At 48.8% G+C, this 25,428-nt stretch carries 22 protein-coding genes, 1 tRNA gene and 5 pseudogenes; 14 read left to right on the plus strand and 14 right to left on the minus strand.

Translation table 11 applies throughout. From position 1 onward, the window contains the following. Positions 1-38: 38 nt before the first annotated feature. From HB631_RS15955 to HB631_RS15975, 5 genes are all read right to left on the minus strand, one after another. On the minus strand, positions 39-596 hold the full coding sequence (locus HB631_RS15955; protein WP_213992163.1) for a YtfJ family protein: 558 nt from the start codon (positions 594-596) through the stop codon (positions 39-41). A 200-nt stretch (positions 597-796) separates the two neighbouring features. Further along, the gene (locus HB631_RS15960) at positions 797-1,969 is read right to left on the minus strand and encodes an aminotransferase class I/II-fold pyridoxal phosphate-dependent enzyme (RefSeq protein ID WP_213992164.1); all 1,173 of its coding nucleotides are present in this window, start codon (positions 1,967-1,969) and stop codon (positions 797-799) included. Next, positions 1,956-2,216, minus strand: coding sequence for a phosphopantetheine-binding protein (locus HB631_RS15965; protein ID WP_213992165.1), 261 nt, complete (start codon positions 2,214-2,216; stop codon positions 1,956-1,958). Before HB631_RS15965 ends, HB631_RS15960 begins: the two co-directional genes overlap by 14 nt. 31 nt (positions 2,217-2,247) lie before the next feature. Next, positions 2,248-3,165 (minus strand): NAD(P)-dependent oxidoreductase, encoded by a 918-nt coding sequence (locus HB631_RS15970; protein ID WP_213992166.1) that lies wholly within the window; start codon positions 3,163-3,165, stop codon positions 2,248-2,250. Positions 3,166-3,392: 227 nt separating this feature from the next. After that, positions 3,393-5,093, minus strand: coding sequence for a fatty acyl-AMP ligase (locus HB631_RS15975; RefSeq protein ID WP_213992270.1), 1,701 nt, complete (start codon positions 5,091-5,093; stop codon positions 3,393-3,395). Between the two features lie 531 nt (positions 5,094-5,624). On the opposite strand from HB631_RS15975, the gene HB631_RS15980 reads away from it, so the two are divergent. The 3 genes and pseudogenes from HB631_RS15980 to HB631_RS15990 all read left to right on the plus strand — a co-directional run. After that, positions 5,625-6,749 carry an N-acetyltransferase gene (locus tag HB631_RS15980; protein WP_213992167.1) on the plus strand — a complete coding sequence of 375 codons (1,125 nt, stop codon included), beginning with the start codon at positions 5,625-5,627 and terminating at the stop codon, positions 6,747-6,749. Between the two features lie 233 nt (positions 6,750-6,982). After that, entirely contained in the window at positions 6,983-7,342 is a 360-nt protein-coding gene (locus HB631_RS15985) for a diacylglycerol kinase (RefSeq protein WP_213992168.1), read from the plus strand. A gap of 100 nt (positions 7,343-7,442) precedes the next feature. Next, a pseudogene (locus HB631_RS15990) lies at positions 7,443-7,526 on the plus strand (IS200/IS605 family transposase); the annotation flags it as partial. A gap of 78 nt (positions 7,527-7,604) precedes the next feature. Here the strand turns inward: HB631_RS15990 and HB631_RS15995 are convergent. Next, positions 7,605-8,360, minus strand: a complete 756-nt coding sequence (locus HB631_RS15995; protein WP_213992169.1) for a hypothetical protein — start codon at positions 8,358-8,360, stop codon at positions 7,605-7,607. 30 nt (positions 8,361-8,390) lie between these two features. Further along, positions 8,391-9,116, minus strand: coding sequence for a hypothetical protein (locus HB631_RS16000; RefSeq protein ID WP_213992170.1), 726 nt, complete (start codon positions 9,114-9,116; stop codon positions 8,391-8,393). 152 nt (positions 9,117-9,268) lie between these two features. On the opposite strand from HB631_RS16000, the gene HB631_RS16005 reads away from it, so the two are divergent. From HB631_RS16005 to HB631_RS16025, 4 genes are all read left to right on the plus strand, one after another. Continuing rightward, positions 9,269-9,994, plus strand: coding sequence for a thymidylate kinase (locus HB631_RS16005; RefSeq protein ID WP_213992171.1), 726 nt, complete (start codon positions 9,269-9,271; stop codon positions 9,992-9,994). Positions 9,995-10,469: 475 nt separating this feature from the next. Continuing rightward, a complete protein-coding gene (locus HB631_RS16010; RefSeq protein ID WP_213992172.1) occupies positions 10,470-11,222 on the plus strand; it encodes a glycosyltransferase family 2 protein in 753 nt (250 codons plus the stop codon). Between the two features lie 504 nt (positions 11,223-11,726). Then, a complete protein-coding gene (locus HB631_RS16020; RefSeq protein ID WP_213992174.1) occupies positions 11,727-12,179 on the plus strand; it encodes a hypothetical protein in 453 nt (150 codons plus the stop codon). An 85-nt stretch (positions 12,180-12,264) separates the two neighbouring features. Then, positions 12,265-12,531, plus strand: coding sequence for a hypothetical protein (locus HB631_RS16025; RefSeq protein ID WP_213992278.1), 267 nt, complete (start codon positions 12,265-12,267; stop codon positions 12,529-12,531). A gap of 19 nt (positions 12,532-12,550) precedes the next feature. On the opposite strand, the pseudogene HB631_RS27310 reads toward HB631_RS16025, so the two are convergent. After that, positions 12,551-12,700, minus strand: a pseudogene (locus HB631_RS27310) (transposase); the annotation flags it as partial. A gap of 305 nt (positions 12,701-13,005) precedes the next feature. On the opposite strand from HB631_RS27310, the gene HB631_RS16035 reads away from it, so the two are divergent. Further along, positions 13,006-13,281: a hypothetical protein gene (locus tag HB631_RS16035; protein ID WP_213992176.1), complete on the plus strand. Its 276-nt coding sequence runs from the start codon at positions 13,006-13,008 to the stop codon at positions 13,279-13,281. Between the two features lie 59 nt (positions 13,282-13,340). After that, positions 13,341-13,598, plus strand: a pseudogene (locus tag HB631_RS16040) (transposase); the annotation flags it as partial. 236 nt (positions 13,599-13,834) lie between these two features. Here HB631_RS16040 and HB631_RS16045 read toward each other — a convergent pair. The 5 genes and pseudogenes from HB631_RS16045 to HB631_RS16065 all read right to left on the minus strand — a co-directional run bounded on the left by HB631_RS16045 (position 13,835) and on the right by HB631_RS16065 (position 17,752). Continuing rightward, positions 13,835-15,472, minus strand: a pseudogene (locus tag HB631_RS16045) (IS66 family transposase). A gap of 66 nt (positions 15,473-15,538) precedes the next feature. Beyond that, positions 15,539-15,874 carry an IS66 family insertion sequence element accessory protein TnpB gene (gene tnpB, locus HB631_RS16050; RefSeq protein ID WP_213992177.1) on the minus strand — a complete coding sequence of 112 codons (336 nt, stop codon included), beginning with the start codon at positions 15,872-15,874 and terminating at the stop codon, positions 15,539-15,541. Further along, positions 15,868-16,176 carry a hypothetical protein gene (locus tag HB631_RS27080; protein WP_255557048.1) on the minus strand — a complete coding sequence of 103 codons (309 nt, stop codon included), beginning with the start codon at positions 16,174-16,176 and terminating at the stop codon, positions 15,868-15,870. The genes tnpB and HB631_RS27080 overlap by 7 nt, the downstream gene beginning before the upstream one ends. Positions 16,177-16,764: 588 nt before the next feature. Next, a pseudogene (locus HB631_RS16060) lies at positions 16,765-17,447 on the minus strand (site-specific integrase); the annotation flags it as partial. Between the two features lie 229 nt (positions 17,448-17,676). Further along, positions 17,677-17,752 (minus strand) — tRNA-Asn (locus HB631_RS16065). A gap of 444 nt (positions 17,753-18,196) precedes the next feature. On the opposite strand from HB631_RS16065, the gene nifH reads away from it, so the two are divergent. From nifH to HB631_RS16090, 5 genes are all read left to right on the plus strand, one after another. Continuing rightward, a complete protein-coding gene (gene nifH / locus HB631_RS16070) occupies positions 18,197-19,081 on the plus strand; it encodes a nitrogenase iron protein (protein ID WP_213992178.1) in 885 nt (294 codons plus the stop codon). Positions 19,082-19,161: 80 nt separating this feature from the next. Further along, positions 19,162-20,610 (plus strand): nitrogenase molybdenum-iron protein alpha chain, encoded by a 1,449-nt coding sequence (nifD, locus tag HB631_RS16075; RefSeq protein ID WP_213992179.1) that lies wholly within the window; start codon positions 19,162-19,164, stop codon positions 20,608-20,610. Positions 20,611-20,668: 58 nt separating this feature from the next. Further along, the gene (gene nifK / locus HB631_RS16080) at positions 20,669-22,240 is read left to right on the plus strand and encodes a nitrogenase molybdenum-iron protein subunit beta (RefSeq protein WP_213992180.1); all 1,572 of its coding nucleotides are present in this window, start codon (positions 20,669-20,671) and stop codon (positions 22,238-22,240) included. Positions 22,241-22,288: 48 nt separating this feature from the next. After that, positions 22,289-22,525, plus strand: a complete 237-nt coding sequence (locus HB631_RS16085) for a NifT/FixU family protein (RefSeq protein WP_213992181.1) — start codon at positions 22,289-22,291, stop codon at positions 22,523-22,525. Between the two features lie 2 nt (positions 22,526-22,527). Then, positions 22,528-23,205, plus strand: coding sequence for a NifB/NifX family molybdenum-iron cluster-binding protein (locus HB631_RS16090; protein ID WP_213992182.1), 678 nt, complete (start codon positions 22,528-22,530; stop codon positions 23,203-23,205). Between the two features lie 58 nt (positions 23,206-23,263). On the opposite strand, the gene HB631_RS16095 is transcribed toward HB631_RS16090, so the two are convergent. Beyond that, the gene (locus HB631_RS16095; protein WP_213992183.1) at positions 23,264-25,405 is read right to left on the minus strand and encodes an ankyrin repeat domain-containing protein; all 2,142 of its coding nucleotides are present in this window, start codon (positions 25,403-25,405) and stop codon (positions 23,264-23,266) included. Between the last annotated feature and the right edge of the window lie 23 nt (positions 25,406-25,428).

Below are 25,428 nucleotides of genomic sequence, written 5' to 3' on the forward strand. Positions count from 1 at the left end.
CCGCTGACATAACCTATTAACAATGGACGTCAGGATTTCTATTTACTCAGCAATTTTTGCAATAGGGTAATCACCTGATTCACTTCCTCAGGCGTCAGGGCGCCATCTTTTGCCCACTGAATGCGTCCGTCTTTATCCAGCACCACAATTGTTGAACTCTCTTTATCCAGTTGCCAGGCTTTGCGGGCCAGACCATTGCTGTCGACGATAAATTGCGCCCAAGGATAGCGCTTTTTGTTTTTCTCGATTTTACCGCGCACGAACATGCCGGAGCCTGGAATCGCATCGTCCGTGTTGACGATGGTGGTGGGTTGAAAGCGGTCATTCGGAAAATTCGCATCCTCAATGGCTTTGATTAGCATTGAATTTTTCTTTTTTGCGGCGGTGCGCCCGGCGATGTGCTGCATGACGCGGACCTTTCCTTCCAGCTGTGAGCTATTCCAGTGTTTATAGCCAAACTTATCATTATCTAGAACTAACTCTCCTCGGTCCGCAATGTCTACCGGCGCGACACGTTGGCCGTCGATAAAGTTATGCGCAAAGGCCATCAGTGGCAACAAGAGAAGGAAAAAGCTCAGTAGCCTACGTAACATCATGATATTTATTATTTTTACAGGTAGTCAGAAGACTTGCGCGGGCGGCAAGCCGGTAACCCCGCGCCGCTTCAACACGACGGCGTTTCATATCAAGGCTCCATTGCCCCCTGTAGATTTTCAATATGGGTGATTAAGTTCGTTTGCGTGCTTTGCTGCCCATGATTGACCCATGAGCAGCATGAATACTGCTTTGCGCGGTATCAATTTTTCAGTCCGGCAAAGGCCTGGATAATTGCGTCGATTTGTTCTTCGCTGTGCGCTGCATTGACGCTGCAGCGTAACAGCGTAATGTCCACCGGTGCTGCTGGTGGTAACACGAGGTTTACATAAACACCCTTTGCTATCAGGTCACGCCAGAGACTCAGACCGCCTTCTTTCGAGCCAATCATGACAGGAACGACCGGGCTGATGCGTGGCCCTAGCTCGTAGCCGAGCTTAGCAAGACCTTGATAGAGTCTATGTGCGTTGCTCCAAAGTTTTTCGCGTAGCTCTGGGTGTTGCGCAATGATTCTTAACGAGGAGCGCACAGTGGCGATGCATGATGGCGATGGTGACGCGGTAAAAATGTAAGGGCGGCTGCGGTAGCGTAGAACTTCCATTGCTTCAGCGCCCACTGCAAAGCCGCCGATGGAGGCTAAGCTCTTGCTGAAAGTGCCCAGTACAATATCTACATCTTGCTCAACGCCCAGCTCTTCAGCAAGGCCTCGACCTTTAGCGCCCATAACACCGAAAGAATGGGCTTCATCTACCAATAAATAACCGCCAAGGCGTCGTTTGATGTCGACAATTTCGACTAGCGGAGCAACATCGCCCAGCATGCTATAAATACCTTCAACGATAATTATCGCGCCTCGCGCACGCTCGCCCAGACGTACCATGCGGCGTTCCAGATCTTGGGCATCATTGTGACGAAAACGAATAATTTGCGCGCCGCCTAGGGCACAACCGTCATAGATGCTTGAGTGGCAGTCTGCGTCTATCAATGCGACGGCGCTAGGATCGGCAAGCGTGCTGATGATACCCAGGTTAGCTGTATAGCCAGTAGAGAATACGATGGCAGTGGGCCGGTCAAAAAAAACAGACAGCTCTTGCTCTAAAGTAAGGTGCGAGCCATAGCTACCGTTAGCCATGCGTGACCCGGTAGTCCCGGTGCCTTGGGCTGCTAATGCAGCTTGGCCGTCCGCTATAGCTTGAGCATTGAAGGTGAGGCCCAGGTAGTTATTTGTGCCTGCCAGAATAATCTTCTGATTGCCAATGCGTCCTTCAGTTGCTGAGTAGATCTCGTCAATGCAGGTGCCAAATGGGTTTAGGCCGGATGTTTGGAATTGCACTCGTTCCTCGGCAAGGCGTGCAAATTTATCATAAAGGCCCATCGGTGCCCTCCATGTGTGGGAGTAGGGCATCCAATAACTGCTCAGGTGTTCTAACGTTTAACAAGATATTTATCGGGATTGAAATATCTAATTTGTCTTCTAACATCATCAACAGGCTCATCACTTTTATGGACTCCAGGCCAAGATCATTGACGAGATCGCTTTCCGGCTTTATCTCTTGATCGCCTTCGACCATACCCTGTAAGCACTCAAGGATATAATCCATCATAATTTCACGATTTAGCATAGAATCTTTGACCCACCTAATATCAAGATAATCAAAATAGTCCTTCACGTAGGGCGCGTTCCAAACTTATCTGGGGAGACCAGTTAATATATTCAGACAAGCTTTGATTGCTTGCAGACCAGTCTTGATGTGTTAATTCGCGGATTTTGCTGTGGGTTAGCATCGGTTCTTTTCTTGCTAAACAGTTCAATAGCATGCTGATATCGGCAATAACTTTGAGCAAAGCTAAAGGTATTCCGATTAACCGCACAGGACCATTACGCACTGCAGCGCCTATTTCTTGTAAGCGCTTCCAATTATAACCACCTGCAATACCGTCGCAGAGTTCATAGGGATGTGCTGGCGGTTGCTCGACCATTAACCATTGGCTGACGGCTTCAGCTAAATCGCTCACATGAAGGAACGATAGCTGTGCTTCAGGCGCGCCAAGCCGAGGGAGTACTCCGCGCAAGAGCCAGCTAAATAAGGGTTTTAACTCCTTATCGCCCGGCCCATACACCGCCGTCGGGCGAAAAATCCCCAGGGAAATATTCGAGGCCATGGTGATTAATTGCTGTTCGGCAACATATTTTGACTTCGCGTACCAAGACAGTTCAGGATGACGGGCGGCAAGAGAAGACATGAACAAGAAACGCTTGCAACTGCCGCTTTCTTTGGCAGCCCGCATGAGGCGTAAGCTGCCTGTGACATTACAGCGGGTAAAGGTTTCCTCCGTGTGCCCGCGAACCTGACCTGCACAATGGACGACATGAGTAGCGCCGCTTACCAACTCCGAGAGAGAGATTTGATCTTCTAGTGCACCATGAACCCAAGCGAAATTGTTGTTAGTTGAGGCTTTACGTGCGGTTCTGGTTAAAGCCCGCACTGTAAAACCGTGTGAGAGCAGATTTTCGGCGATATGCTTACCGATAAAACCTGTTACACCTGTAACCGCAACCGTTCTTGTCATTGCACAAAACCTGCTGACCCTATCTGCGAGCTGATTGATTTAGTAAAATAACGTTTCTTTAATTATTGTTTGAGTCTTTACGTGCGGTTCTGGTTAATGCTCCGTACGGTAACAACCGCGTCAGACAGATTTCGGCGATGTAGTGCTTACGGATAAAACCTGACCCACCTGTCACCGTGGCCGCTCTTGTTATTGCGCATAACCGGTTGATCGCACCTGAAGATTGATTATTCGGTAAGGTAACGCTTCTTAGCCTCAGCGCGCGCAGGCTTCCCTGAGGAGGTACGCGGGATGCTATGCGGCGGCATTAATTCAATATTTACAGTAACGCCGAACTCGCTTTGAATGCGCGCCGTCAAGGTGTGGATGATTTGCTCCCGACGTTCTTCAGAGCTAATCCTGCACTGGATCTGTAAAATAATCTTGTCACCCTCATCGTGCTCTTGGGCGGCGACGAAGGCTATCGCATCACCCGAGCGGATTTCTGGCTCAGATTCCGCAACATATTCAATATCTTGAGGCCAGATGTTACGGCCACGAATAATAATCAGATCTTTTTTACGGCCGGTTACATAAAGATTTCCTGCCAACAGGTAACCTAAATCACCGGTATCCATCCATCCCGTAGCCTGAATGTGTTGCATTGAAGCAACATCCCGGAAATATCCGCTCATCAAGCTGGGGCCGGAGATGCAAATGTGGCCCACCTCGCGCTCTCGCAGTGGTATTCCGGTTTCGCTACGGATTTCAATACGATGGGTAGGGAGTGCCTTGCCGCAATTGACAAAAGTAGCAACGGCTCGCGTATTTTTCGTAGGCGCTACCGCTTTACCTTCGTATGCCAAAATATCGCGGTCGACTTCGTTGACTTGCGGGCCCGATACCCTATCGAAAAAGCTTACCGCAAGCGTATTCTCGGCTAAACCATAACAGGGCATAAAAGCCTTGCTATCAAAGTGGATTTTGATGAAGTGCTCGCCGAACTGACTCAGCAGCTCTCCGGGAATGGGTTCAGCCCCCACGCCAGCCACTCGCCAGCTCGAGAGATCCAGCTCGGCAAGCTCCTTATCGTTACTGCGGCGTAAGCATAATTCGTAGCCAAATGGAGGAGCAACGGACACGGTACCACGATTTTTACTGATCAATTTTAACCATTGCAGCGGACGCATTGCAAAATCTTGTGTGCGTAAATAGTCAACGGATAACTGGGTCGCCATAGGGGTAAGCAGGCAACCTACCAGCCCCATGTCGTGGTAAAAGGGTAACCAAGAGACGCAGCGATCGCCAGCACGTAATTTGATACCGTCATGGCTAATAACCTGCAGGTTAGCCATAACAGAACGCTGGGTAATTATTACGCCGCGGGGAAAGCGCGTGCTACCAGACGTATATTGGAGATAGGCAATGTCGTCTGGTGATGGCGGTTGCAATTCAACATCCCCCTCTGGCAATGCATCCAGATCGGTGTTGCTGAGAATGTGTGTAGGCGGCGCATCACCGCATGCAGAGCTAATTAGCGGCAACCATTCCTCGCTACTGATAATAGCAGTAGGCTTACAGCGCTTTATTAGACCTTGGAGCTTGTCAATATAGGAGGCTTGCTGCCCCACACCCATAGGGATGGCAAGCGGCACCGCGACTAAGCCAGCATATTGACAGGCAAAAAAAGCTTCTACGAAGCCGACACTGGTTTCAGAGACAAGCGCAACACGGTCACCTTTGTTAATGTTCAGTGATAATAGACGCTTAGCTCCCATGATCGCACGGCGTTGCAGCATGCTATATTCCAGTACGGCTACTAGCTGATTGCGTCGATCGTAAAAATTCATGCCGGTGCTTCCCTGGGCGGCATAGTCTAAAGCCTCCACCAGAGAGGGGAAGTCTGCATAGCGCATGGGAAGAGAATGGGTAGAGCTTGTTTCATACATATACAACACAGCCTTAGATTCAAAATCACTCAATAAGACAGCCAACTCATGATGCGAGAGCGAGAGTCTTTGTAAGCTTTTGTATGGGACATTGATTTTTATTTATCATTTTATAGGATATAATACAATCATCTATTAGTCGCAGTATCTTCCAAACTGCTTTAAATCGTGGTATTTCCGTGAAAAAAGCATTTAGTGGTAAAGGATAGCAATGCTTATATAGATAATGTCAGTAGACATATTGAATGTGTTGAGCGGGCCTGGCAAGCGCGGCGCTTAATCTTAATAATGGAAAGCATAATATGCCTAACGCGCGGATACACGCACATGACATCACGTTTTTAGAGGACACTGGAGGTGCGAGATCAAAATATAATAGGGCTCCTTTTGCCTAGACATAGCTAAGGTAATAATATTTTTTCTTGTCTCTAGATAGGGGGAAGAATTACGCACCAAGACAACACAGACTGGATAATATAGGCCAGGTTATCATATGTTTTTTCAGTAAATTCTAAAGATATAAGGGTGTTTATGATTCGCGTTGAAAAAATTGTGGACAAGCGTGAGCTTAAGGCCTTCATCGCTTTTCCTTCTTCACTATATCGCGATGATCCTAATTGGATCGAACCCTTGTATCTCGAGCGTGCAGAGCATCTTTCCAAGAAAAACCCCGGTACTGAACATATCGAGTGGCAGGCATGGGTAGCCAAAAAAGAAGATAAGATTGTTGGCCGGATAACGGCACAAATCGACACTTTACACCGCGAACTTTATGGCGAGGATACGGGGCACTTTGGGATGATTGATGCCATTGATGATCCGGAAGTATTTAGTGCGCTATTTACCGCTGCAGAGGACTGGTTGAAGTCTAAAGGCACGCGAAAAATTACCGGGCCTTTTAGTCTAAATATTAACCAAGAAAGCGGCTTACTGATTGATGGTTTTGATACTCCACCGTCTGCACTGATGACGCACGGCAAGCCTTATTATGCCGCTAGTGTAGAGCAGCAAGGATATGCACAAGGGATAGATTTACTGGCCTATTGGATGCATCTAGCAGACCTGCATTTTTCTCCTTCATTAACTAAACTTATGAATCAGGTGCGCAAAAAGGTGACCATTCGTCGTATCAATCGTAAGCAGTTTAGTGAGGAAATGCAGATTTTGCGGCAGATATTTAACTCTGGATGGCAGAATAACTGGGGATTTGTGCCCTTTACTGAGCATGAGTTTGCCACCATGGGTGAGCAATTGAAGATCTTAGTACCGGACGACATGATTTATATTGCCGAGATAGACTCAGTACCTTGTGCCTTTATTGTTGGTTTGCCAAATATTAATGAGGCTATCGCAGGTTTAAAGGGGCGTTTATTCCCTTTTGGCTGGGCGAAGCTGTTATGGCGTCTGAAAATTCGTGGTGTGCCTACCGCCAGAGTGCCCTTGATGGGGGTTCGCCAAGAGTATCAATTTAGTCGTTTGGGGCCCGTTATTGCGTTGCTATTAATTGAGGCGTTACGTGACTCCTTTGCGAAGCGGGATATCGATGCTTTAGAGATGTCTTGGATCTTAGAGACTAATACAGGTATGCGTACGATCTTGGAGCGGATTGGCGCGATTCCTTATAAGCGCTATCGCTTGTACGAAAAGCAGTTCTGACCCGGCGTAGATAAGTCGGTTTGTTTTTGAAGTCCCTGAGGTGATGCTAACGGGTCACTTAGTGCGCGCGCCTTGCCTAGGATGTCTTTGGCCGCTGACAAGACAAAGCGGCTGAGTGAACGACGATTGAATAGATTTATCTGGAATGTTTCTGATCGCTAAAAATGACAATACCCGACCATTTATTAGTGGAAACTCTTGATCACTTTCGTTTGTTATAAGATCAAATATTCATGACATTTGAAAAGAAGAAAGGAGTCAAACGATTGACAAGCAGCATAAATAATTCGTTGGCTGGGCTTGTTGATGCCTTGCTAACAGAGGATGCTTTTCGCCAGTTGTTTATTATTGACTCAATATTAGTGATCATCGCATTTTTTTTGGACATTACAAAGATCGAGCGTTTATTCTTAATTTCCAGTTGTTTTCTTTTACTGGTGGTTGAGTTACTTAACACAGCTATTGAAACCGTGGTAGACCGTGTCTCCTTAGATTTACACCCTTTATCAAAGCGAGCAAAAGATTTGGGTGGGGCGGCGCAGTTAGTCACTGTAGTGATGACGGCAATAATTTGGTTAATTATTTTACTTTAGCAACCGGCCGGCGAACTCACCCTGCCATCCAATATTAACCGGGCAATACTTCCCGCGTCACCGGCAAAGCTGATTTGACAACGTTAGGAACGGGATAGCGGTGCTATGGTCACGCGCTTATTTCGCCGGTAGTGCCTGCGGCGCAACAATCGAAACGCTGAAATCGTATGTCCGTTCGCAATAAACCCCAGGTTAGATCCCCCTTATTTCTCCGCCCGCATTAGGCAGAGGGGGGACCGGGCTATTGCTAAAAGCGGCATGTTTACACGATGACTTTATCCCTACGCTGAGAGGCTACGGCGACTGAAGATATAACATCCAGTGCTTTTTCCAGCACCTCACTATATGGCGCTCTGGCATCCAGCTCGAGAATCCTGGAGCCATTGTAATGAAGCTTTACCATGGCATCAATTTTATCCTGCAGTTCCTCATATCTATGGTCAGGTTTGCGGGAAAATGCAGTATCGACATCAATATCAAGGCGAATGATTAATTCGGGGCGGCATAAAGCCATCCGCTGATACAACCGCCGCTCACTTGCCGCTAAACGAGTCATCAGCCAGCCCTTCACGCGCTCCACCCCAATGCCGGGCCCATCAAAGTAAAAACCTGAAATCTCTGCCTGCGGATAGCGATCGCTAATAACCAACACGCCGCTCTGTGCCAAACGCTGTATTTTGCGTAGATTAGCCAGACGCAACAATGAGAAACCGTACATAATCAAAGCAGCCCAGAGTGCTGGAGACTTGCTGCTCATGCGCTGGGTCTTTTCAGACTTGGCAGCCAAGCGCCGCTCGAGCCACACGCCGATTAATGGCAGGCGTTTGATTTTATCGCCACCTTCACCGGAGATTAGCCCTAAATAACGACGCTCCGTTACCCAACGTGTTCGCAGGTTTTTTACTAATTCCGCGGTAAGTGTGGACTTTCCCGTGCCATCACAGCCCACTACCGCAACCAACCCGGCAACATATGCGGGTGACGAATCGTTTTTTTCGTTCAAGCTATCTATTAGCATTTACTTTAGTATTAAAAGGTAATGACAAGCCTAAACTCGTGACGACGAAAGAGAGGCTCGAATCGCACGTAACGACTCATCGAGAATCTCACTCGCTGGCTTTCGCCCATCTAAGTCAAGAATCCTGGCACCATGAAAAGTAAGATGTGGTATGACCGTAATCTTCTCACGCAAAGCAGCAATCTTGTGATCATGTTTGCGTGAGTGTGCCGTTTGTTCATCAATATCAAGCCGAATCAATAACAGAGGCGGATAAGAGGCCATCCATTGGTAGAGCTTTTGCTCACGTTTTCTCAGCGCACGCACCCAACAGTTGCCCCCAACCGTTTTGGCAAGCTGTGGACCATCAAAGCGAAACCCAGCCACTTCAGCTTGAGGGTAACGATCCGTAATCAGCAAATGCCCCTGTTGACTCTTCGCCAACATTCGCCGGAACTTGTAAGCCCGCCAATGAGAAAGTAAGTAGATCACCAGCGTCGTTATATTGTCTGGGGGGGACGCAGGACGATCATGTACACGATCAGATTTCGCCAGCAAATAACGACCAAAGGGAGCACCAATAATGGGTAGACTACGGATCCATTGGCCTATGCGTCCCGACGACTGCCCAAGATAAATCAATTCCGTCGAGCTTTGCGAAGAGAGGTGGCTTACTAGGCTAGCGGCCAGAGTCGATTTACCCGAGCCATCACAACCCGTTATCGCTATTACCCGTATTGGGGGATGATTAGCAATGGATCTAATCTGTTGGCTCACATCAAAAAATCCAATATTAAAAAAATTTATTGTATGCTAATCCACTCTAGGTTCAAGATATTTGTTCCACTTAGTCGTGACAACGACTGATAGCGACGTTCCCCTTTTCAAATGATATATTTTTGGGGATATCTTAAGAAGAGAGTTTTTTTATGAATTCAAAACTTCCACCGATCATAGCAGTTATTGGCAGCGATGGTTCTGGAAAATCTACTGTCTGCGAACATCTTATTACCTATGTAAAAAAATATGGGCCTGCAGCAAGGGTCCACTTGGGCAAACAAGCAGGAAATGTAGCCCGTGCAGTTGTAAAGCTACCTGTCATGGGTAACTCTCTTGGCAAGGCTATTGAAGTTAACAAGGCCAATATTGCCAAGTCTCTTCCCGGCCCACTGCCTGCCTTGGTCATCATGTCTTTCGTGCTACGTCGATTATTGCGCTTTCGCCGCATGTTGGCTTTTCGTCGACGCGGGCTAATGATATTAACCGATCGTTTTCCGCAGGTGCAAATCCCTGGTGGTTATGATGGCACGGTGCTTCCAGCCAACGCACCAGGTAGTCGCTTTGTTACTTGGCTAGCGGGCCGTGAACGTGCGGCTTTTCGATGGATGGCCGATCACAAGCCAGATTTAGTGATAAAACTAAATGTTGATGTTGATGTTGCCTGCGCTCGCAAGCCTGATCATCGTCAAGAATCGCTTGCCAAAAAAATTGCGGTAACGCCGCTCCTGACTTTTGAAGGCACTCAAATTGTTGATATCGACGCCAATAAGTCTCTTGAGGAAGTGCTTTGTGACGCTGAAGAGGCCGTATCGAAGTTCATGGAAGCTCGTGGATACAGCTATGTTGATGAATGCAAGTCCGTTGCCAATCCATAATCATTGACGGCCGTTGTACTGGTCCCTAAAGGGAGTTATTGCAGTGCCGAAGGGCGTAACATCCCCAGCCTCTTCGGCACTGTAAAGGACTGTCTGCACAGTTTCTGTCGTCGCCCCCCGTTAAACCGAACACTTCCCCAGCAAGGTATAGACCTATGTTTAAGACGTGTCTTGTGCAATGAATCGAAGGAAAGCGTATCGCCAGAACCCCTTGTTAACTATCATCCTTTATTCTGATGATATTGCCTCATAATCAGCGCATTAACGGTCTCATAGCGATCCGGCAGGGTTAGTATTTTCTGGTGGTAGTAGAATGTACTGCGCGGCAGCCCCGCTGCTTTTAACCATCAGGGCTGATAGGATTCAACTATGAATAAGAAAGCAGCATTTTTCGCACAACTTTTGTAAAGTATTGTATGTATATAATACATTACTATTTTTGCTTATTTAATCCTGATTTGGACATGGCGGGGATATGGATAAAATTTCTATATGTCTTTTAACCTATAACTCTGACAAGCTATTGCATGAAGTTATAAAACCAATTCTTTTGATCGCAGATGAAATTATAGTAGTTGATTCTGGAAGCACTGATAATACTTTGTCCATTTGCCGGCAATATACATTGTCGCCTGTATTTAATCCATACATCACGCATGCGCAGCAAATGAATTTTGCTATCTCATTAGCTACCCATGACTGGGTGTTATGCTTAGATAGCGATGAGATCGCAGATGATGTGCTGGTGAATGAAATAAAAAAATTGAAAAATATTAAAATTAATAACATCAAGGTCGCATATCGAATCCCTAGGTACTGGTTTGTCTTAAATGAACCTGTCAAAACAATGTATCCTATTTCATCGCCCGATTATCCGATAAGGTTATTTAACCGGCAGAGTGCAAAGTTTAATAACTCTCCTGTGGATGATGCCGTTGAGGGGGCGCTAATGACACTAATTCTTAATGGCCGAATTAATCACTATACTTTCCATTCCATCCATGAAATTTTTAGTAAGCTTAATACGTATACCACAAGACTTGTTAAGTACAAAGATATAAAACCCTCTCTTGCTCGGGGCATAATAAGCGCTATTGGTGCTTTCTTTAAGTGGTATATATTCACTGGAGCATGGAAAAAAGGGAAAGTGGGTGTCGTCACAGGGACTTATGCTACGCTTTATAGCTTTCTGAAATACTTCAAAGCTTGGTATTATGATAAACATTAAAAACGGAATTAATGTTGATATCTGAAGAAGTTAAGTTATATAGGCTGAGGACCGCTCACAGTATCCTTTCCCCGAGTTTTTGATCTAACCGGTTTGTTTTTTTAATAAAATGAATAAATATCCAGTCAAATCCATCCTGATGGATTCCGGTTGGAGACCCTATAATAATTCTGCTCCAGGATACCACGGCATTCGGCTACCACCGGGACAATCCTGATGCAGTAGGATTTGCAGGCAGCCATACGGCCGGACTTATCACAACAGGCAAGGATACCGGCATCAACTGCGGGATCCTGATGCATTCCAGTCTGGCCGTAACGACATCCGGGCTCCCGCTGTGCCTGACTGCGGTGAAATTCTGGACCCGGAAAAAAATTCAAAGGTACGAATGCACTCAAAAGGAAAATTAATCCCACCCGTGTTCCCATTGAGGAAAAAGAAAGCTATCGCTGGCTTGAGAATTTGCGGCAGTCAACGGCGTTACTGCAATGTCCGGAACGATGCGTGCATATTGGCGACCGTGAGAGTGATATTTACGAACTGTATTGCCTGGCATCAGAGTTAAATACTCATTTTCTGGTCAGAACGTGTGTAAATCGTCTGGCTGAAAATACCACCATGGAAGAGGAAATGAAAAATGTACCTTCTGACCATCAGGGGCGTCATCGAATCCTTCTTCGGAATGACAAAGAAGGTGCGCACGAAATAATACTGAATGTCAGATGGAAAACTTTCACATTACATCCTCCGATTGGTAAGGCAAAGCAATATCCTGATCTACAGCTGACGGCAATTATCGCGACAGAAGAAGGCCCGAAAAATAATAACGCCAGGGTTGAATGGAAATTACTGACTGACCTGCCGGTGACAAATCTGGCTGAGTCCACGGAAAAGCTGGAATGGTATAGTCATCGCTGGAAAATTGAGACGTTCCATAAGGTTATGAAGTCAGGATGAGCGCTCCAGACTGGGTTCGGCAGAGCGGCGGTCTAATTTACTCTGTTGTTACTGTATTCTGAGCTGGCGAATATTCTGGTTGACAATGTTAAGCAGAGAAATGCCCGCCGCTCCGGCAGAACTTGCTTTCAGCGAAACAGAGATAAAAATACTGGACACGATGGTTAAAGATACAACGCAAGTCATGTCATCATCTCCTCTCGAGAAATATACGATAAAACTTGCCCAACTGGGAGGTTATATGGGAAATAAAAATAAACATCCGCCCGGTAATATTGTTATCTGGCGTGGCCTGCGACGATTAAACGAAATACAGACCGGATGGGAAATGGCCACCGGGAGCTGTGGGTAGTTGCAAGGGTGAAAGTACGCTTACGGATAAGGTTGCTGCCAACACTATTATCACGGGCGATTTGGGAAACATTGGCACTTGGCCGGGACGCCAATTCAACCATATGCAGTTTAAAGTCGTCGGAATAGGTGTTACGGGAACCGTTACGCCAATTGGCGGGCTTTTCCATAAATAGAGCTCTTTCTAAATGAGATGGAGCTCTAAACTACCCACCTCAAGACGTAGGGAACAGACTGTGTATTTTGGCTCACCGTGAACACCTATTCTGGCGGAACGTGAACGCTGATTCTGATTTATCGTGAACGCGATTTCTGGCTCAAAATGCCACAGTTTTGCTCCATGACCAGAATTCCTGTTCATGCCGCCGGAATCTGTGTTCACCTTGCCAGAATCCGCGTTCACGTTCCCCAGAATCTTTCTTAACGCATTGTTTGTTCCTGCTATACATCTCTTTTTCCCCTTCAGGAGAGAGAGATGCCTAATCAAAGGATCGCAATGCGTAAAATCCGTGAAATTTTAAGACTGCGTTTTGACGTCGGACTCTCTTTGCGCCAGATAAGCCAGTGTACCGACGTCAGTACCGGTGCCATCCAGAAAATGCTCAAACGACTCGCGGGCTCTCCCGTCTCGTGGCCCTTGCCTGAGGGCATGTCTGATGCACAGCTTGCCCGTCTGCTCTACCCGGAATCTGACAGCCGGCCCGGTGCACGGGAAGATCCTGACTGGGCGGTCATGCACATGGTGAGGTAGCCTGAGTTTTACGGACACTCCTTCCTGAAATAGAATGGGATCAGAGGAGTAAGTAAATCATGACGAGAAAAACCCAAAGCTACTCGAAAGAATTTAAAGCTGAAGCCGTTAAAACCGTCCTGGAGCAGGAGCTGTCGATAAATGAAGGCGCATCGCTGTTATCCATTCCTGAGGGAACTCTGGGACAGTGGGTTACTGCGGCTAGAAAAGGGGTAGTGACACCGGGCTCCCGTTCGGTCGCTGAGCTGGAGTCCGAAGTTCTCAATCTGCGAAAAGCGCTGAATGAAGCCCAGCTCGAACGGGATATATGTAAGCGGCTGGTGAACTCACCTTGCCGTTTAACACCGGCCGGATAATACTTTCCGCGTCTGCCGTAAAGCTGATTTGACAACCTTAGGAACGGTTAAGGAACCATTGAGACCGGCCATGCCACTCTACAACCTCACTCTTATTCGTTTGCTGAGAGCCTGGGGCAGAGAGTGGGCAACGAAGTGCCGGTCGGACTTTCGGGTCCGACCACCCACGATGGGGGGATGAGATATCAAGGGATTGGCTATGCGCTAAAGCTGTTTTCGGCGTAGGGCAACAGTTCGTTTAGCCGGCTGTTGGGCCAGGAAGGCAACCGCGTCAGCACATCCCGCAGCCAGATATAAGGGTCATGACCGTTGAGTTTGGCGGTTTCCAGCAGGCTAAGGATAGCCGCCATCCGCTGCCCGGCACGAAGCGACCCGGCAAAGAGGCAATTTTTTCGCCCCACCGCCACCGGACGCATGACATTTTCGACCCGGTTATTATCGATGGGCACCCGACCGTCCTTGAGATAACGCAACAATGCCGGCCATCGTTTGAGGGTATAGTCCAGCGCGGTACGCAACCCGGAGTGGGGCGCGGATTGCGCATGCTGCAACAACAGCCATTGCCGGAAGGCCTCAAGCCGGGGTTTGGCATAGCGCTTTCGCCATTGACGTTTTTTATCCGCCGGCCGGTGCTTGATTTTGCGCTCAAGTTTGTACAACTCGCGGATGATATCCAGCGCCTGTTTGGCCACCGGGCTTTTATTGGCGCTAAAGAGGTCAAAGAACTTGCGCCGGACGTGCGCCATGCAGCCGGCCTCCAGCACCTTGGGCTCACTCCCCGTCTTGTCCTTTTCGAACAACGCCTGATAACCGGTATAGCCGTCCACCACCAGGGTGCCGGACCAGCCCTTGAGTACGTCGCGGGCGTATTGACCGCTGCGCCCCGGTTGGCAGTCATAGAGCACTATCGCCCGGTCGGCGCTTTGAGCGGTGATGTAGGCCTACAGATAACCGCGTTGGGTTTTGCCCTTGCCGGGGTCGAGGATGGAGAGCGTGGTCTCGTCAGCCTGCAGCACCGGGTGTTGCAGCAGGTCGTGGTGAAGCGTCTCGGCCAGCGGCTTGAGCGCCGCGCCCACCGCGCCGAACCAGCCGGCGAGCGTGTTGCGGGGGAGTTCGACGCCGCTGCGCTGATAGATGGCCTGCTGACGGTAGAGCGGCAGATGATCAAGGCTTTTGGCGCACACCACCTGCGCCAGCAGCCCCGGCCCGGGTTGCCCTTTTTCTATCAGCTGTGCCGGGAGAGCCGCGCTGACTAAGGTGTCGCAGTGTTCACAGCTATACTGCGGGCGGATATGACGATGCACGATAAAACGCGCCGGCACATAGTCCAGCCGTTCGCTGATTTCATCCCGGATGAAGCGCAGGATATGGCCGCAGTCCGGGCACATGTCCGATGCCGGCGCCAGGCGGATGTCCTCGCGCGGTAGTTCCGGCGGCAGCGGCTGGCGTTTAGGTACAGCCGGTTTGGGGGCTCTGGGTTCGGGTAATAGCGTTTCAAGCTGCTGTTCGATATCGGCGGTGTCAACCTCGATATCTTCGTCGAACAGCCCACGCTGCTCGCCCTGGAAGGCTTCGCTTTTACGGCCGAAGCGCCAGCGGCGGGCATTTTTCAGCGCCTCTTCCAGTTGCTGGATATACCGGGCCAGCGCCTGATTTTTTTGTGTTTGCTGCTCGAGGTCGGCGCGCAGTGTCGATGCGACCGCCTCCTGCGCCCGGTTTTTTAGCGTTTGCTGCTCAAGCTCCGATGTTTGCTGTTCAAGGTCCGCGAGTAATTTCAACGCCAGGGAGCGCAGGTCATCGGGGTCTTGTGAGGTCAGCAGCGAGTCGATATCCATGCACTGATTTTATCAAATCACTGTATTATTGTCATTTAAAATCAATGTATTAATTCACTTTTATCTTTATTTCCATTGGCTTAAATCCAGGCCGTCAACGCGTTGCCAGTCGATGCCCTTGGTCAGCCAGTCGAACTGCTCGGGCGACAACATCCAGACGCCATCGCCCTGTTTGGGCCAGATAAAATGGCCCTGGTGGAGGCGGCGCAGGCATAGCCAGACGCCGTGTTTATCCCAGCGCAGGACTTTCACGCGGGAATGAGACTTGTTGCAAAAAACAAAGGCGGCGCCTTCCTGCCAGGCCTGGTGCAGATTGTCGGTGATGTATTGGGTGAGCGTATCAATGCCGCGACGCATGTCAACCGGCTCAAGCGCCAGCCAGATGTACTGTGGGGTCAGCATAAGGATAAAGCCTGCATGACGACCATCAGCTGAGCCGGAAGGCAACTGACCGAACAGCCATTGGGCAGATTGAACAAGACAGTGTCGTTGCGGCCGGCATCCGGGGTCCTGCGCTGAACGGGAATAAACGCGCCGGGCGCAGGGGAGGTCACATCGCTGCTCATTGGCCGAATTTTCAACCAGCGATAAAAGTTGTGAGGCGCAATGCGGTGTTGTTGACAATAAAGTGACTTGGTTAATCCGCTGCGCCGCCAGGCTTCAATATGCCGTAACTGTTCGGCGCGGGTATGCCGTTTTAACATGCTCTCTTCCAAACCAAAAATAATATAGAAAAGAGCATGCGATAACGAAATGAGATCAACAAGGCGAGATGCCCGTTTGCTTACGGTGTTTCAGCGCCTGGCTGTGGAAAAACGGAGCCGAGTTGAGGAAGGTGGATTTGTACACTGGTCATGTGCACATGATGTTGCGGATGCCGTCGAAGGATGATCGCCTGAATCAGTTGCACCTTCCGTGATAGGCTTTCCACCGCCAGATGGCGCCAACTTAGGGATGCGCATTAGCATCCACGCCAGCCGCTTTTTGAGCGGCTCACACCATGAATGCCCCGGACTTGCCGGGAAATTGTTACCTTGAGCAGTTCAGAAAAGGCGAGTTAGTCTCACTGTAGTGTAATTGCTGTAAGGGGCTCCCTCGCTCATTTTCTTTAATTTTCTCGTGGGGACGGCTGTGGCTGATGAAACGTTGTCCGACGTGCTCCATTCTGAACAGGGGCGGATAAGATGATGTTCATCTCTTTTTATTGCCGCTTGCTGTCTGCTCTGAATAACCAACCGGCTATTGGCGGCATCTATATGACCTTGTTCTAACAAATCAAGACGGTCCGCCTAATCCTGCATCATGATTCGTCGCTGTTCAACGTAGGCCGCATGGTTGTAGGCTGCACTCACTTTATTCGGGTCGGTATGAGAAAGCTGTGCTTCTATCCATGTCTTTGGATAACCAATTTCATGCAGTGCAGTAGAGATTGTGCCACGGATACCTTGGCCAGTCAGACGATCTTTATATCCCATCCGTTTGAGGGCTTGGTTGAGTGTGTTTTCACTCATGCGCTTTTTCAGGTCAGAACTGTGGGGTAAGAGGAATCGCTGCGCAAGTTTGATATTACCGAGCAGGTGGCGGATGATTTCAATAGATTGGACAGATAAAGGGACGGTATAGGGCAGGATATCTTGTACGTGCTTGCCGTTCTTGCGCAAAAGCTTTTTTTAGCTGTTTTACGTTATCCGGTGGAATAAACCATAATCCACGCCCCAGATCAAACTGCTCTGGCGTAGCCAGGCGTAGCTCGCCAGTGCGAACACCTGTCAGCAACAGCAGGCGAAGCCCCAACTGGGTGTTCTGTTGGCCAGTACAGGGAGATTCGCTTTTGTTTTCCTCCCCAGTAATAGCGGAAGTGCCAGGTTTTTCCACCTTTGGGTGAAACAGCAAGCGAAAGGCCGGCATCATCGGGGAGGGTATAGGCTTTGCCGGTAATTTTGGCCCGGCGGACTGTGGTATCGGAAAGTGCCATGATCGTAGCTCCTGATTTTTGGTCAGAGCTGGATTCTGGTTTCCAATCGAACAATCATAAAGCAACAATCCGGAATCGAACTCCCCCGCATTTCCGATGGACTTAAAAATGGACTTAAAAGTATCGGATACAGGTGGATTTCAGTGGATGTCGCTGGAGCATACAAGGATAATTTTCATCCCTATATCAATGACCTGTGGATATCATTAGACATCCACAGAACAAGAATTGGCTCCTCTAACTGGACTCGAACCAGTGACATACGGATTAACAGTCCGCCGTTCTACCGACTGAACTACAGAGGAATTGACCGAACGCTGCGAATAATAATGGTGTCGGCCGGATTTGTCAAAGCGCATTTTCATTCAGGGTTGTGTTTGGTCAAAGCCCCGGCAGAATGCTGATTTTACAAGCAAAATAATCTTGATTAACTCAATGTAAATCCTCCGCTAACGTAATTTATTTCTTTTTATCATCACTTCAATGACGGCCCCGGCCGTTTTTTATCGATCCCAAGACTGATTGGCCAGTTCTGGTCATGCCATTGTCCATTATGTCCATTTCCCCGCTTCTAACCGGACATCTTGTGTCCGGTTTCCGACAAAAGGTTTGCTGTTTGTTCATAACCCGGTCCTGAAATAAACGCCGCTTTTATAAAAATAACTATAAATCAATATGTTGAGTATTACAGGCTTTTGGTACATTCCCTGCTTTGTATAAAGGGTCAATCCACTCACAGGAGAATGTTCATGGCTATCCGTCAATGCGCCATTTATGGCAAAGGTGGCATAGGTAAATCCACTACGACCCAGAATCTCGTTGCCGCCCTGGCCGAGATAGGCAAGAAGGTCATGATCATCGGTTGCGATCCGAAAGCGGACTCAACCCGGCTGATCCTTCATGCCAAAGCACAAAATACCATTATGGAGCTGGCCGCCGAAGTCGGCTCGGTTGAAGACCTGGAGCTGGAAGATGTGTTGCAGGTAGGGTATGCCGGCATCCGCTGCGCGGAATCAGGCGGCCCGGAGCCGGGTGTGGGCTGTGCCGGCCGCGGTGTTATCACCGCCATTAACTTCCTGGAGGAAGAGGGCGCGTACGAAGCAGATCTGGACTTTGTTTTTTATGACGTATTGGGCGACGTGGTCTGCGGCGGGTTCGCCATGCCGATTCGTGAAAACAAGGCGCAGGAAATCTATATCGTCTGTTCCGGCGAGATGATGGCCATGTATGCCGCCAACAATATCTGTAAAGGCATCGTGAAGTACGCCAAAACCGGCAAGGTTCGTTTGGGTGGGTTGATTTGTAATTCCCGCCAGACTGATTGTGAAGACGAACTGATTATGGCGCTGGCGGATAAGCTGGGCACGCAGATGATTCATTTCGTTCCCCGGCACAATATCGTGCAGCGGGCGGAAATCCGCCGCATGACCGTAATCGAATACGATCCTACCTGCTCACAGGCCAATGAATACCGCACTCTGGCGAAAAAAATCGTTGATAACAAACTGATGGTCGTTCCGACACCGGTCACCATGGACGAACTGGAAGCGCTGTTAATGGAATTCGGCATTATGGACGTGGAAGACGAAACCATTATTGGCAAAACCGCCGCTGAAGAATCGCAGTCCGTCTGATATCGACCTGCGTAAGTCCCTGAGCCGGCAACGGCTGGCTTAGGACATTGCCCCCGTTATTTCTCGTAAAGGATATCGCCATGACCGATATTACCGGCGAACAAACCCTGGCGCTGATTCAGGAAGTGCTCGAAGTTTTCCCTGAAAAAGCCCGTAAAGAACGTGCCAAGCATTACATGTTAAGCTCCCCGGAATTGGAGAGCGTCGGTAAATGCATCACCTCCAACCGTAAATCGCAGCCTGGCGTTATGACGGTGCGCGGCTGCGCCTATGCCGGCTCGAAGGGGGTAGTGTTCGGCCCGATCAAAGACATGGCCCATATTTCCCATGGCCCCATCGGCTGCGGTCAATATTCCCGCGCCGGGCGCCGTAATTACTATACCGGCTACAGCGGCGTGAATGCGTTCGGTACCCTGAATTTCACCTCTGATTTTCAGGAAAAGGACATTGTGTTCGGCGGCGATAAAAAGCTGGCCAAGCTGATAGACGAGTTGGAAACGCTGTTTCCGTTAACCAAGGGAATCTCCATTCAATCCGAATGCCCGGTGGGCCTTATCGGTGACGATATTGAAGCGGTGGCGCGGGAAGCGCAGAAAAAATTCGACAAACCGGTGGTGCCGGTGCGTTGCGAAGGTTTCCGCGGCGTGTCCCAGTCCCTGGGCCATCATATCGCCAACGATGTGGTGCGTGACTGGATCCTGTCCAATCGTGACGGGAAAGAGTTCGACACCACACCTTATGACGTCGCCATTATCGGCGATTACAATATCGGCGGCGACGCTTGGGCTTCCCGGATCCTGTTACAGGAAATCGGTCTGCGCGTGGTGGCGCAGTGGTCCGGCGACGGCACCCTGGTGGAAATGGAAAATACGCCGAAGGTGAAATTGAACCTGGTGCACTGCTACCGGTCAATGAACTATATCTCCCGTCACATGGAAGAAAAATACGGCATTCCCTGGATGGAATATAACTTCTTCGGCCCGACCAAAATCGCCGAATCCCTGCGCAAAATCGCCGCGCTGTTCGACGTGCATATCCAAGCCAAGACCGAAGAAGTCATTGCCCGCTATCAGGCGCAAACCGACGCCGTTATCAACAAATATCGTCCGCGTCTGGAAGGTAAACGGGTGCTGTTATATCTCGGCGGCCTGCGTCCCCGCCATATTATCGGCGCTTACGAAGACCTGGGCATGGAAATTGTCGGCAGCGGTTATGAATTCGCCCATAACGACGATTACGACCGCACCCTGCCGGATCTGAACAAGAGCACCTTGCTGTTTGACGATGCCAGCAGCTTTGAGCTGGAAGAGATCATCAAAATCTTGAAACCGGATTTGATTGGTTCCGGCATCAAAGAGAAATATATCTTCCAGAAGATGGGATTCCCCTTCCGGCAGATGCACTCCTGGGATTATTCCGGCCCTTATCACGGCTACGACGGTTTTGCCGTATTCGCCCGGGATATGGACATGACGTTAAACAACCCGAGCTGGACCCAAATGACCGCGCCGTGGCTGAAGACCGCCTGAGATTGCCCGCTTGTTAAACCCGTCAGTTCACAGATTTGTGGCGCGGGAGGAGAGAATCATGAGTCAGAGTGTTGAAAAAACCAAAGCCTGTTATCCGCTGTTTGAAGAGGCTGAATATCAGGCGCTGTTCACCAGCAAGCGCGACCTGGAAGAAGCCCACGGCGCAGCCCGGGTGAACGAGGTCTTTGCATGGACCACCACGCCGGAATACCAGGAGCTGAACTTTAAACGCGAAGCCCTGACCATCGACCCGGCCAAAGCCTGTCAGCCGTTGGGGGCGGTACTCTGCTCACTGGGGTTCGCCAAATCACTGCCGTATGTGCACGGTTCCCAAGGCTGCGTGGCCTATTTTCGTACCTATTTCAACCGCCATTTCAAGGAACCGGTGGCCTGTGTTTCCGATTCCATGACCGAGGACGCGGCGGTATTCGGCGGCAACAAAAATATGAATGATGGCTTGCAAAACGCCGCGGCACTCTACAAACCGGAGATTATCGCCGTCTCCACCACCTGTATGGCGGAGGTGATCGGCGACGATATCAGCTCCTTTATCGCCAATGCTAAAAAAGATGGCTTTGTGGACAGCAAGGTTGCGGTGCCCTATGCCCATACCCCGAGCTTTATCGGCAGCCATATTACCGGCTGGGATAACATGTTCGAAGGGTTCGCCCGGGAATTTACCGATAAAAGCGAAAGCCGGGACTCTCAGCCGGGCAGCAACGGCAAGATCAATCTGGTGACCGGTTTTGAAACCTACCTGGGTAATTACCGGGTCATTAAACGCATGATGGAACAGATGGGCGTCGGCTACAGCCTGTTGTCCGATCCCTCCGAAGTGCTGGATACCCCGGCGGACGGCGAATACCGCATGTACGCCGGCGGCACTACTCAGGAGGAAATGCGCGATGCCCCCAACGCCATCGATACCTTGCTGCTGCAACCCTGGCATCTGCTGAAAACCAAAAAAGTGGTGCAGGAAGAGTGGCGGCAGCCGGCGACCGCGGTCAGCGTCCCCATGGGATTGAACGCCACCGACCGGTTTTTGATGACCGTCAGCGAACTCACCGGAAAACCCATTCCCGATGCCCTTACGCTGGAGCGCGGCCGGCTGGTGGATATGATGCTCGATTCCCATACCTGGCTGCACGGCAAGAGCTACGGCCTGTACGGCGACCCGGATTTTGTCATGGGCATGACGGAAATGCTGCTGGAACTGGGGTGTGAACCGACGGTGATCCTGTGCCATAACGGCAACAAGCGTTGGCAAAAAGCCATGAAAAAAATCCTGGCGGATTCCCCTTACGGCCAGGAGAGCGAAGTCTATATCAACTGCGACCTGTGGCACTTCCGTTCGCTGATGTTTACCCGTAAACCGGATTTTATGATCGGCAACTCCTACGGCAAATTTATTCAGCGCGATACGCTGGCCAAAGGGGAGCAGTTTGAGGTTCCGCTGATTCGCATCGGTTTCCCGATCTTTGACCGCCACCATTTGCACCGCCTTTCCACCTGGGGCTATGAAGGCGCCATGACGGTGTTGACCACCCTGGTGAACGCCACGCTGGAAAAACTGGATCGCGACACCATGAAACTCGGCAAAACCGATTATAGCTATGATCTGATTCGCTGACCTTTCACCCCGGACTTGCGCCGGGGTGGACTTTGCTGGAGACCTGTGATGCCGAGTGTATTGTTCAGTGAAAAAAACGATGGTTTGTACTGCTATATCGCCAAACAGGACCTGGAAGCGCGGGTCCTGCATATTGAATTCGACGACGCGGCGTGCTGGGGGGGCAATTTCGAACTGGAGGGCGGCAAGTCCTACTATATTTATCCGCAACCGGGAAAACCGCCTTTTCCGGTGCGTCTGCGCGCCAGCAAAAACGGCGGGGAATCTTCGGGAACAGGAGTATAGCGATGAATGTACCAACAGACGATGCCTTATTCTGGCGCGTATTCGCCCTGGCTCAATTGTTGCCGCAGCTCCCGCCGCCGGCGTTAATTTCCTGGCTGGAGCTGGTATGCCGGCAGCCTTTGTCGTCCGCCCCGCTGGCGCGGCTCAGTTCCGCCGCGCTGGCGCAGGGATTTCCCGCCGATGTTCCGCCGCCGTCGGAGACGCAATGGCGTCAGGTGATGGCCTGCCTGAAGGGGGATTTGCCCGTCCATCTCACCACGCACCCTGAGCGCGGGCAACCGTTGCAGCTGCGCGCCGCCTTCGCTTCCAGCGACGGCCTGATGGTGGACGGCCATTTCGGTCAAAGTAAGCTGTTTTTTATCTATGCCTTTGACGGCCTCGAGCCTTTTCTGCTGCAGGTGCGCCGCTATCGCGAAACCTCCGACGGCCAAGAAGAGGGCAATGAAGCGCGGGCCAGGCTCATCAGCGATTGCCATTTACTGTTTTGTGAGGCCATCGGCGGTCCGGCCGCCGCCCGTGTAATCAGAAATAACATTCATCCGATAAAAATCAAGCCGCCGATGGACATCAGCCAACAGCTGCAAGCGCTGCAAACCATGCTGGGCGGGCGTATACCTCCCTGGTTGTCGAAGCGGCTGGGCAAACCACAACCTTACGCGCAGCCGGATTTTTCGGTGTAATTGAGTGAATTATATCATATGTGATAATGTGCCAGCCGGCATCAGCAGACTGGCTTTATTATTGATGCTCTTGATGATAGGCAATTTTTTTAATAATATTTTGATTGCCTGATTTTTTTGCCAGCATTAATGGCGTCATGCCTTCATTGTCCGTGATATCATTATCTATAAGCCGCTTTTGCAAAAACGCATCGACAATCATTTCATTGCCCTTGACAACGGCGATATGGAACGCCGTTTTGCCCGCCTCATTGCGCCGGTTGATGTGGAGCCCGGGAGATGAAAGGAGTAATTTAACGATATCCACTCGATTCTCTGTTACTGCTTTAATTAAGGGCATGCAATGCATGTTGTTACCGTTAATATTAATAAATTTGTGCTTTATGATGTTTTTTACGATTGAAAATTCTTTAGTAATCGACAAAAATAGTGCCGAATGTCCCTGTTTGTTGAGGATGTTGATGTCAGTGCGTTTATAATTCAACAGTTGCCTGATAATGACTTTTCTCTCACACATGATGGCATGAAACAAAGCGGTATTCCCATCGCAATCCTGGATATTAACGTTAATATTTTTATTTTTAATTAAGTTATTGAAGGCTGATCTTAGGTTAAGTTTCACCGTCAACATTAAGGCTGTTATTCCATTATTGTCCCTGATGTTAACGTCGATGTTTTTGTGTTTAATTAAGGCACGAGCTGCTTCCATTGAGTTTAATTTTATTGCCAAGATTAAGGCGGTCATTCCGTCGTTATTTCGAATGTTAACATCGATATCCGAACGTGTGAGTAAATAATTTATTATAGTTTTATTTTTTAGGATAATCGCAGCCATCAAAAGAGTCGTGCCATTTTTGTACGTCGTATTGATCGGGAGTATGTCATTGCAAAAATAATGTTCGGCGGTAATAAAAATAGCGGGATGTTCTATTTCATAACATACGCTTCTTATGTCATCAAACCACTCTGCTAGCAAATTTGTCGAGATTTGACTATGTTCGGAGTTAATGATGGCAAATTTAACCATCTCGTCATCGAGAATGCCGCTAATTTTTTCACTCTTCAAAATATGCAGGGTAAGAGGAAATTGGATACCGGTAATTTTGTTTTCAACCCAATAAAGCCCTTCAACAAATCTTATTTTAACGTTAGGCGTCTCCCTTGCAAGTCCGATTTGAAAATAACACTGGCTTATGTCGTTTTTCTCTAATGCCACTGCAATAGCGCTGTAAATCATATCTGGATGTTCTAAAACATATTCATTGGCGACAGAGTCAATTTTAAGGCAATCCGGTAAAGATATATAAGGATAATTTTGCAGCAAGTAAACATTAAGCATACTCATTTTTTCACGACATAAAAAATTTTCATTTGTGTTATTGTAATCATTGTTTTTTAGAATGGCTAAAACGTTTTGATATATCTCTTCTCCTATGGAAATGATGGTTTTACCAAGGGTTATATTTGAGTTTAATTGTTGCAATAGGCCACATAGTGTATTTTCGGTTTCGGGAGCTTTTCTTAAATCAATAATTTCTTCACCATCCGCATAATCGATGCCCCAGGGTGTATCTCTCAATTGATATTTGAATGCATCAATATATCCTTCGATATTCGTTAAACCATGCATACTGATGACATATTCATAAATTGTTTTCTTGATCAACCGCGTTTTTTCAATCCACATTTTTTCGTAGACATTACCAGACACCATGCTGTTAATTTTTTCATAAAACGTTGGAATGATAATTAGTGCTATTCCTGGACCCTGATCTATATAAGAAAACATTTTTTCCAGGTAATGTTGAATGGAGGGGGTGTTTTGTTTAGCAATTAGTTGAATGATGCAATGTAAATATCGGCCTAAATCATGACAGAGGATCAGTTTTAGAGGGTCGGGGAAATATCCTTTGCAGGAAATATCTTGAATGAAAACGTTAATTTTTTCATCAAAATTGTCAGTTAAATCACTTTGGCGTGAAATTTCATGCAACAAAAAATTGATCCGGGATATATAGACTGAACAGGGATCATCTTTATCAGATTTTGCGATATCACCCTGGTACACCGGATTGTGAGGCATTCCTGCAACAGAATGATCAGGGTGAGCGGATGGTGTCATTTCATGAGAAGCGGTTATGTTCTGAAGCAAATTAAACGGCACGGTTATATTTCCATGGCTATTGTTTTTAATTGACATAATTGCAGACTGCAATTATATTT

Source organism: Sodalis sp. dw_96, assembly GCF_018449575.1.
Classification (GTDB): Bacteria; Pseudomonadota; Gammaproteobacteria; order Enterobacterales; family Enterobacteriaceae; genus Acerihabitans.

Bases quoted from the DNA above. Each gene is read 5' to 3' on its own strand.
- HB631_RS16095 (WP_213992183.1), bottom strand. From the start codon at position 25,405: ATGTCAATTAAAAACAATAGCCATGGAAATATAACCGTGCCGTTTAAT.
- HB631_RS16005 (WP_213992171.1), top strand. From the start codon at position 9,269: ATGAATTCAAAACTTCCACCGATCATAGCAGTTATTGGCAGCGATGGT.
- HB631_RS15995 (WP_213992169.1), bottom strand. From the start codon at position 8,360: ATGCTAATAGATAGCTTGAACGAAAAAAACGATTCGTCACCCGCATAT.
- nifH (WP_213992178.1), top strand. From the start codon at position 18,197: ATGGCTATCCGTCAATGCGCCATTTATGGCAAAGGTGGCATAGGTAAA.
- HB631_RS15980 (WP_213992167.1), top strand. From the start codon at position 5,625: ATGATTCGCGTTGAAAAAATTGTGGACAAGCGTGAGCTTAAGGCCTTC.
- HB631_RS15955 (WP_213992163.1), bottom strand. From the start codon at position 596: ATGATGTTACGTAGGCTACTGAGCTTTTTCCTTCTCTTGTTGCCACTG.
- HB631_RS15985 (WP_213992168.1), top strand. From the start codon at position 6,983: ATGACATTTGAAAAGAAGAAAGGAGTCAAACGATTGACAAGCAGCATA.
- HB631_RS15960 (WP_213992164.1), bottom strand. From the start codon at position 1,969: ATGGGCCTTTATGATAAATTTGCACGCCTTGCCGAGGAACGAGTGCAA.
- HB631_RS16025 (WP_213992278.1), top strand. From the start codon at position 12,265: ATGTTAAGCAGAGAAATGCCCGCCGCTCCGGCAGAACTTGCTTTCAGC.
- HB631_RS15970 (WP_213992166.1), bottom strand. From the start codon at position 3,165: ATGACAAGAACGGTTGCGGTTACAGGTGTAACAGGTTTTATCGGTAAG.
- HB631_RS16035 (WP_213992176.1), top strand. From the start codon at position 13,006: ATGCCTAATCAAAGGATCGCAATGCGTAAAATCCGTGAAATTTTAAGA.
- HB631_RS16010 (WP_213992172.1), top strand. From the start codon at position 10,470: ATGGATAAAATTTCTATATGTCTTTTAACCTATAACTCTGACAAGCTA.
- HB631_RS16085 (WP_213992181.1), top strand. From the start codon at position 22,289: ATGCCGAGTGTATTGTTCAGTGAAAAAAACGATGGTTTGTACTGCTAT.
- tnpB (WP_213992177.1), bottom strand. From the start codon at position 15,874: ATGCTGACCCCACAGTACATCTGGCTGGCGCTTGAGCCGGTTGACATG.
- nifD (WP_213992179.1), top strand. From the start codon at position 19,162: ATGACCGATATTACCGGCGAACAAACCCTGGCGCTGATTCAGGAAGTG.
- HB631_RS16090 (WP_213992182.1), top strand. From the start codon at position 22,528: ATGAATGTACCAACAGACGATGCCTTATTCTGGCGCGTATTCGCCCTG.
- HB631_RS27080 (WP_255557048.1), bottom strand. From the start codon at position 16,176: ATGTTAAAACGGCATACCCGCGCCGAACAGTTACGGCATATTGAAGCC.
- nifK (WP_213992180.1), top strand. From the start codon at position 20,669: ATGAGTCAGAGTGTTGAAAAAACCAAAGCCTGTTATCCGCTGTTTGAA.
- HB631_RS15965 (WP_213992165.1), bottom strand. From the start codon at position 2,216: ATGCTAAATCGTGAAATTATGATGGATTATATCCTTGAGTGCTTACAG.
- HB631_RS15975 (WP_213992270.1), bottom strand. From the start codon at position 5,093: ATGTATGAAACAAGCTCTACCCATTCTCTTCCCATGCGCTATGCAGAC.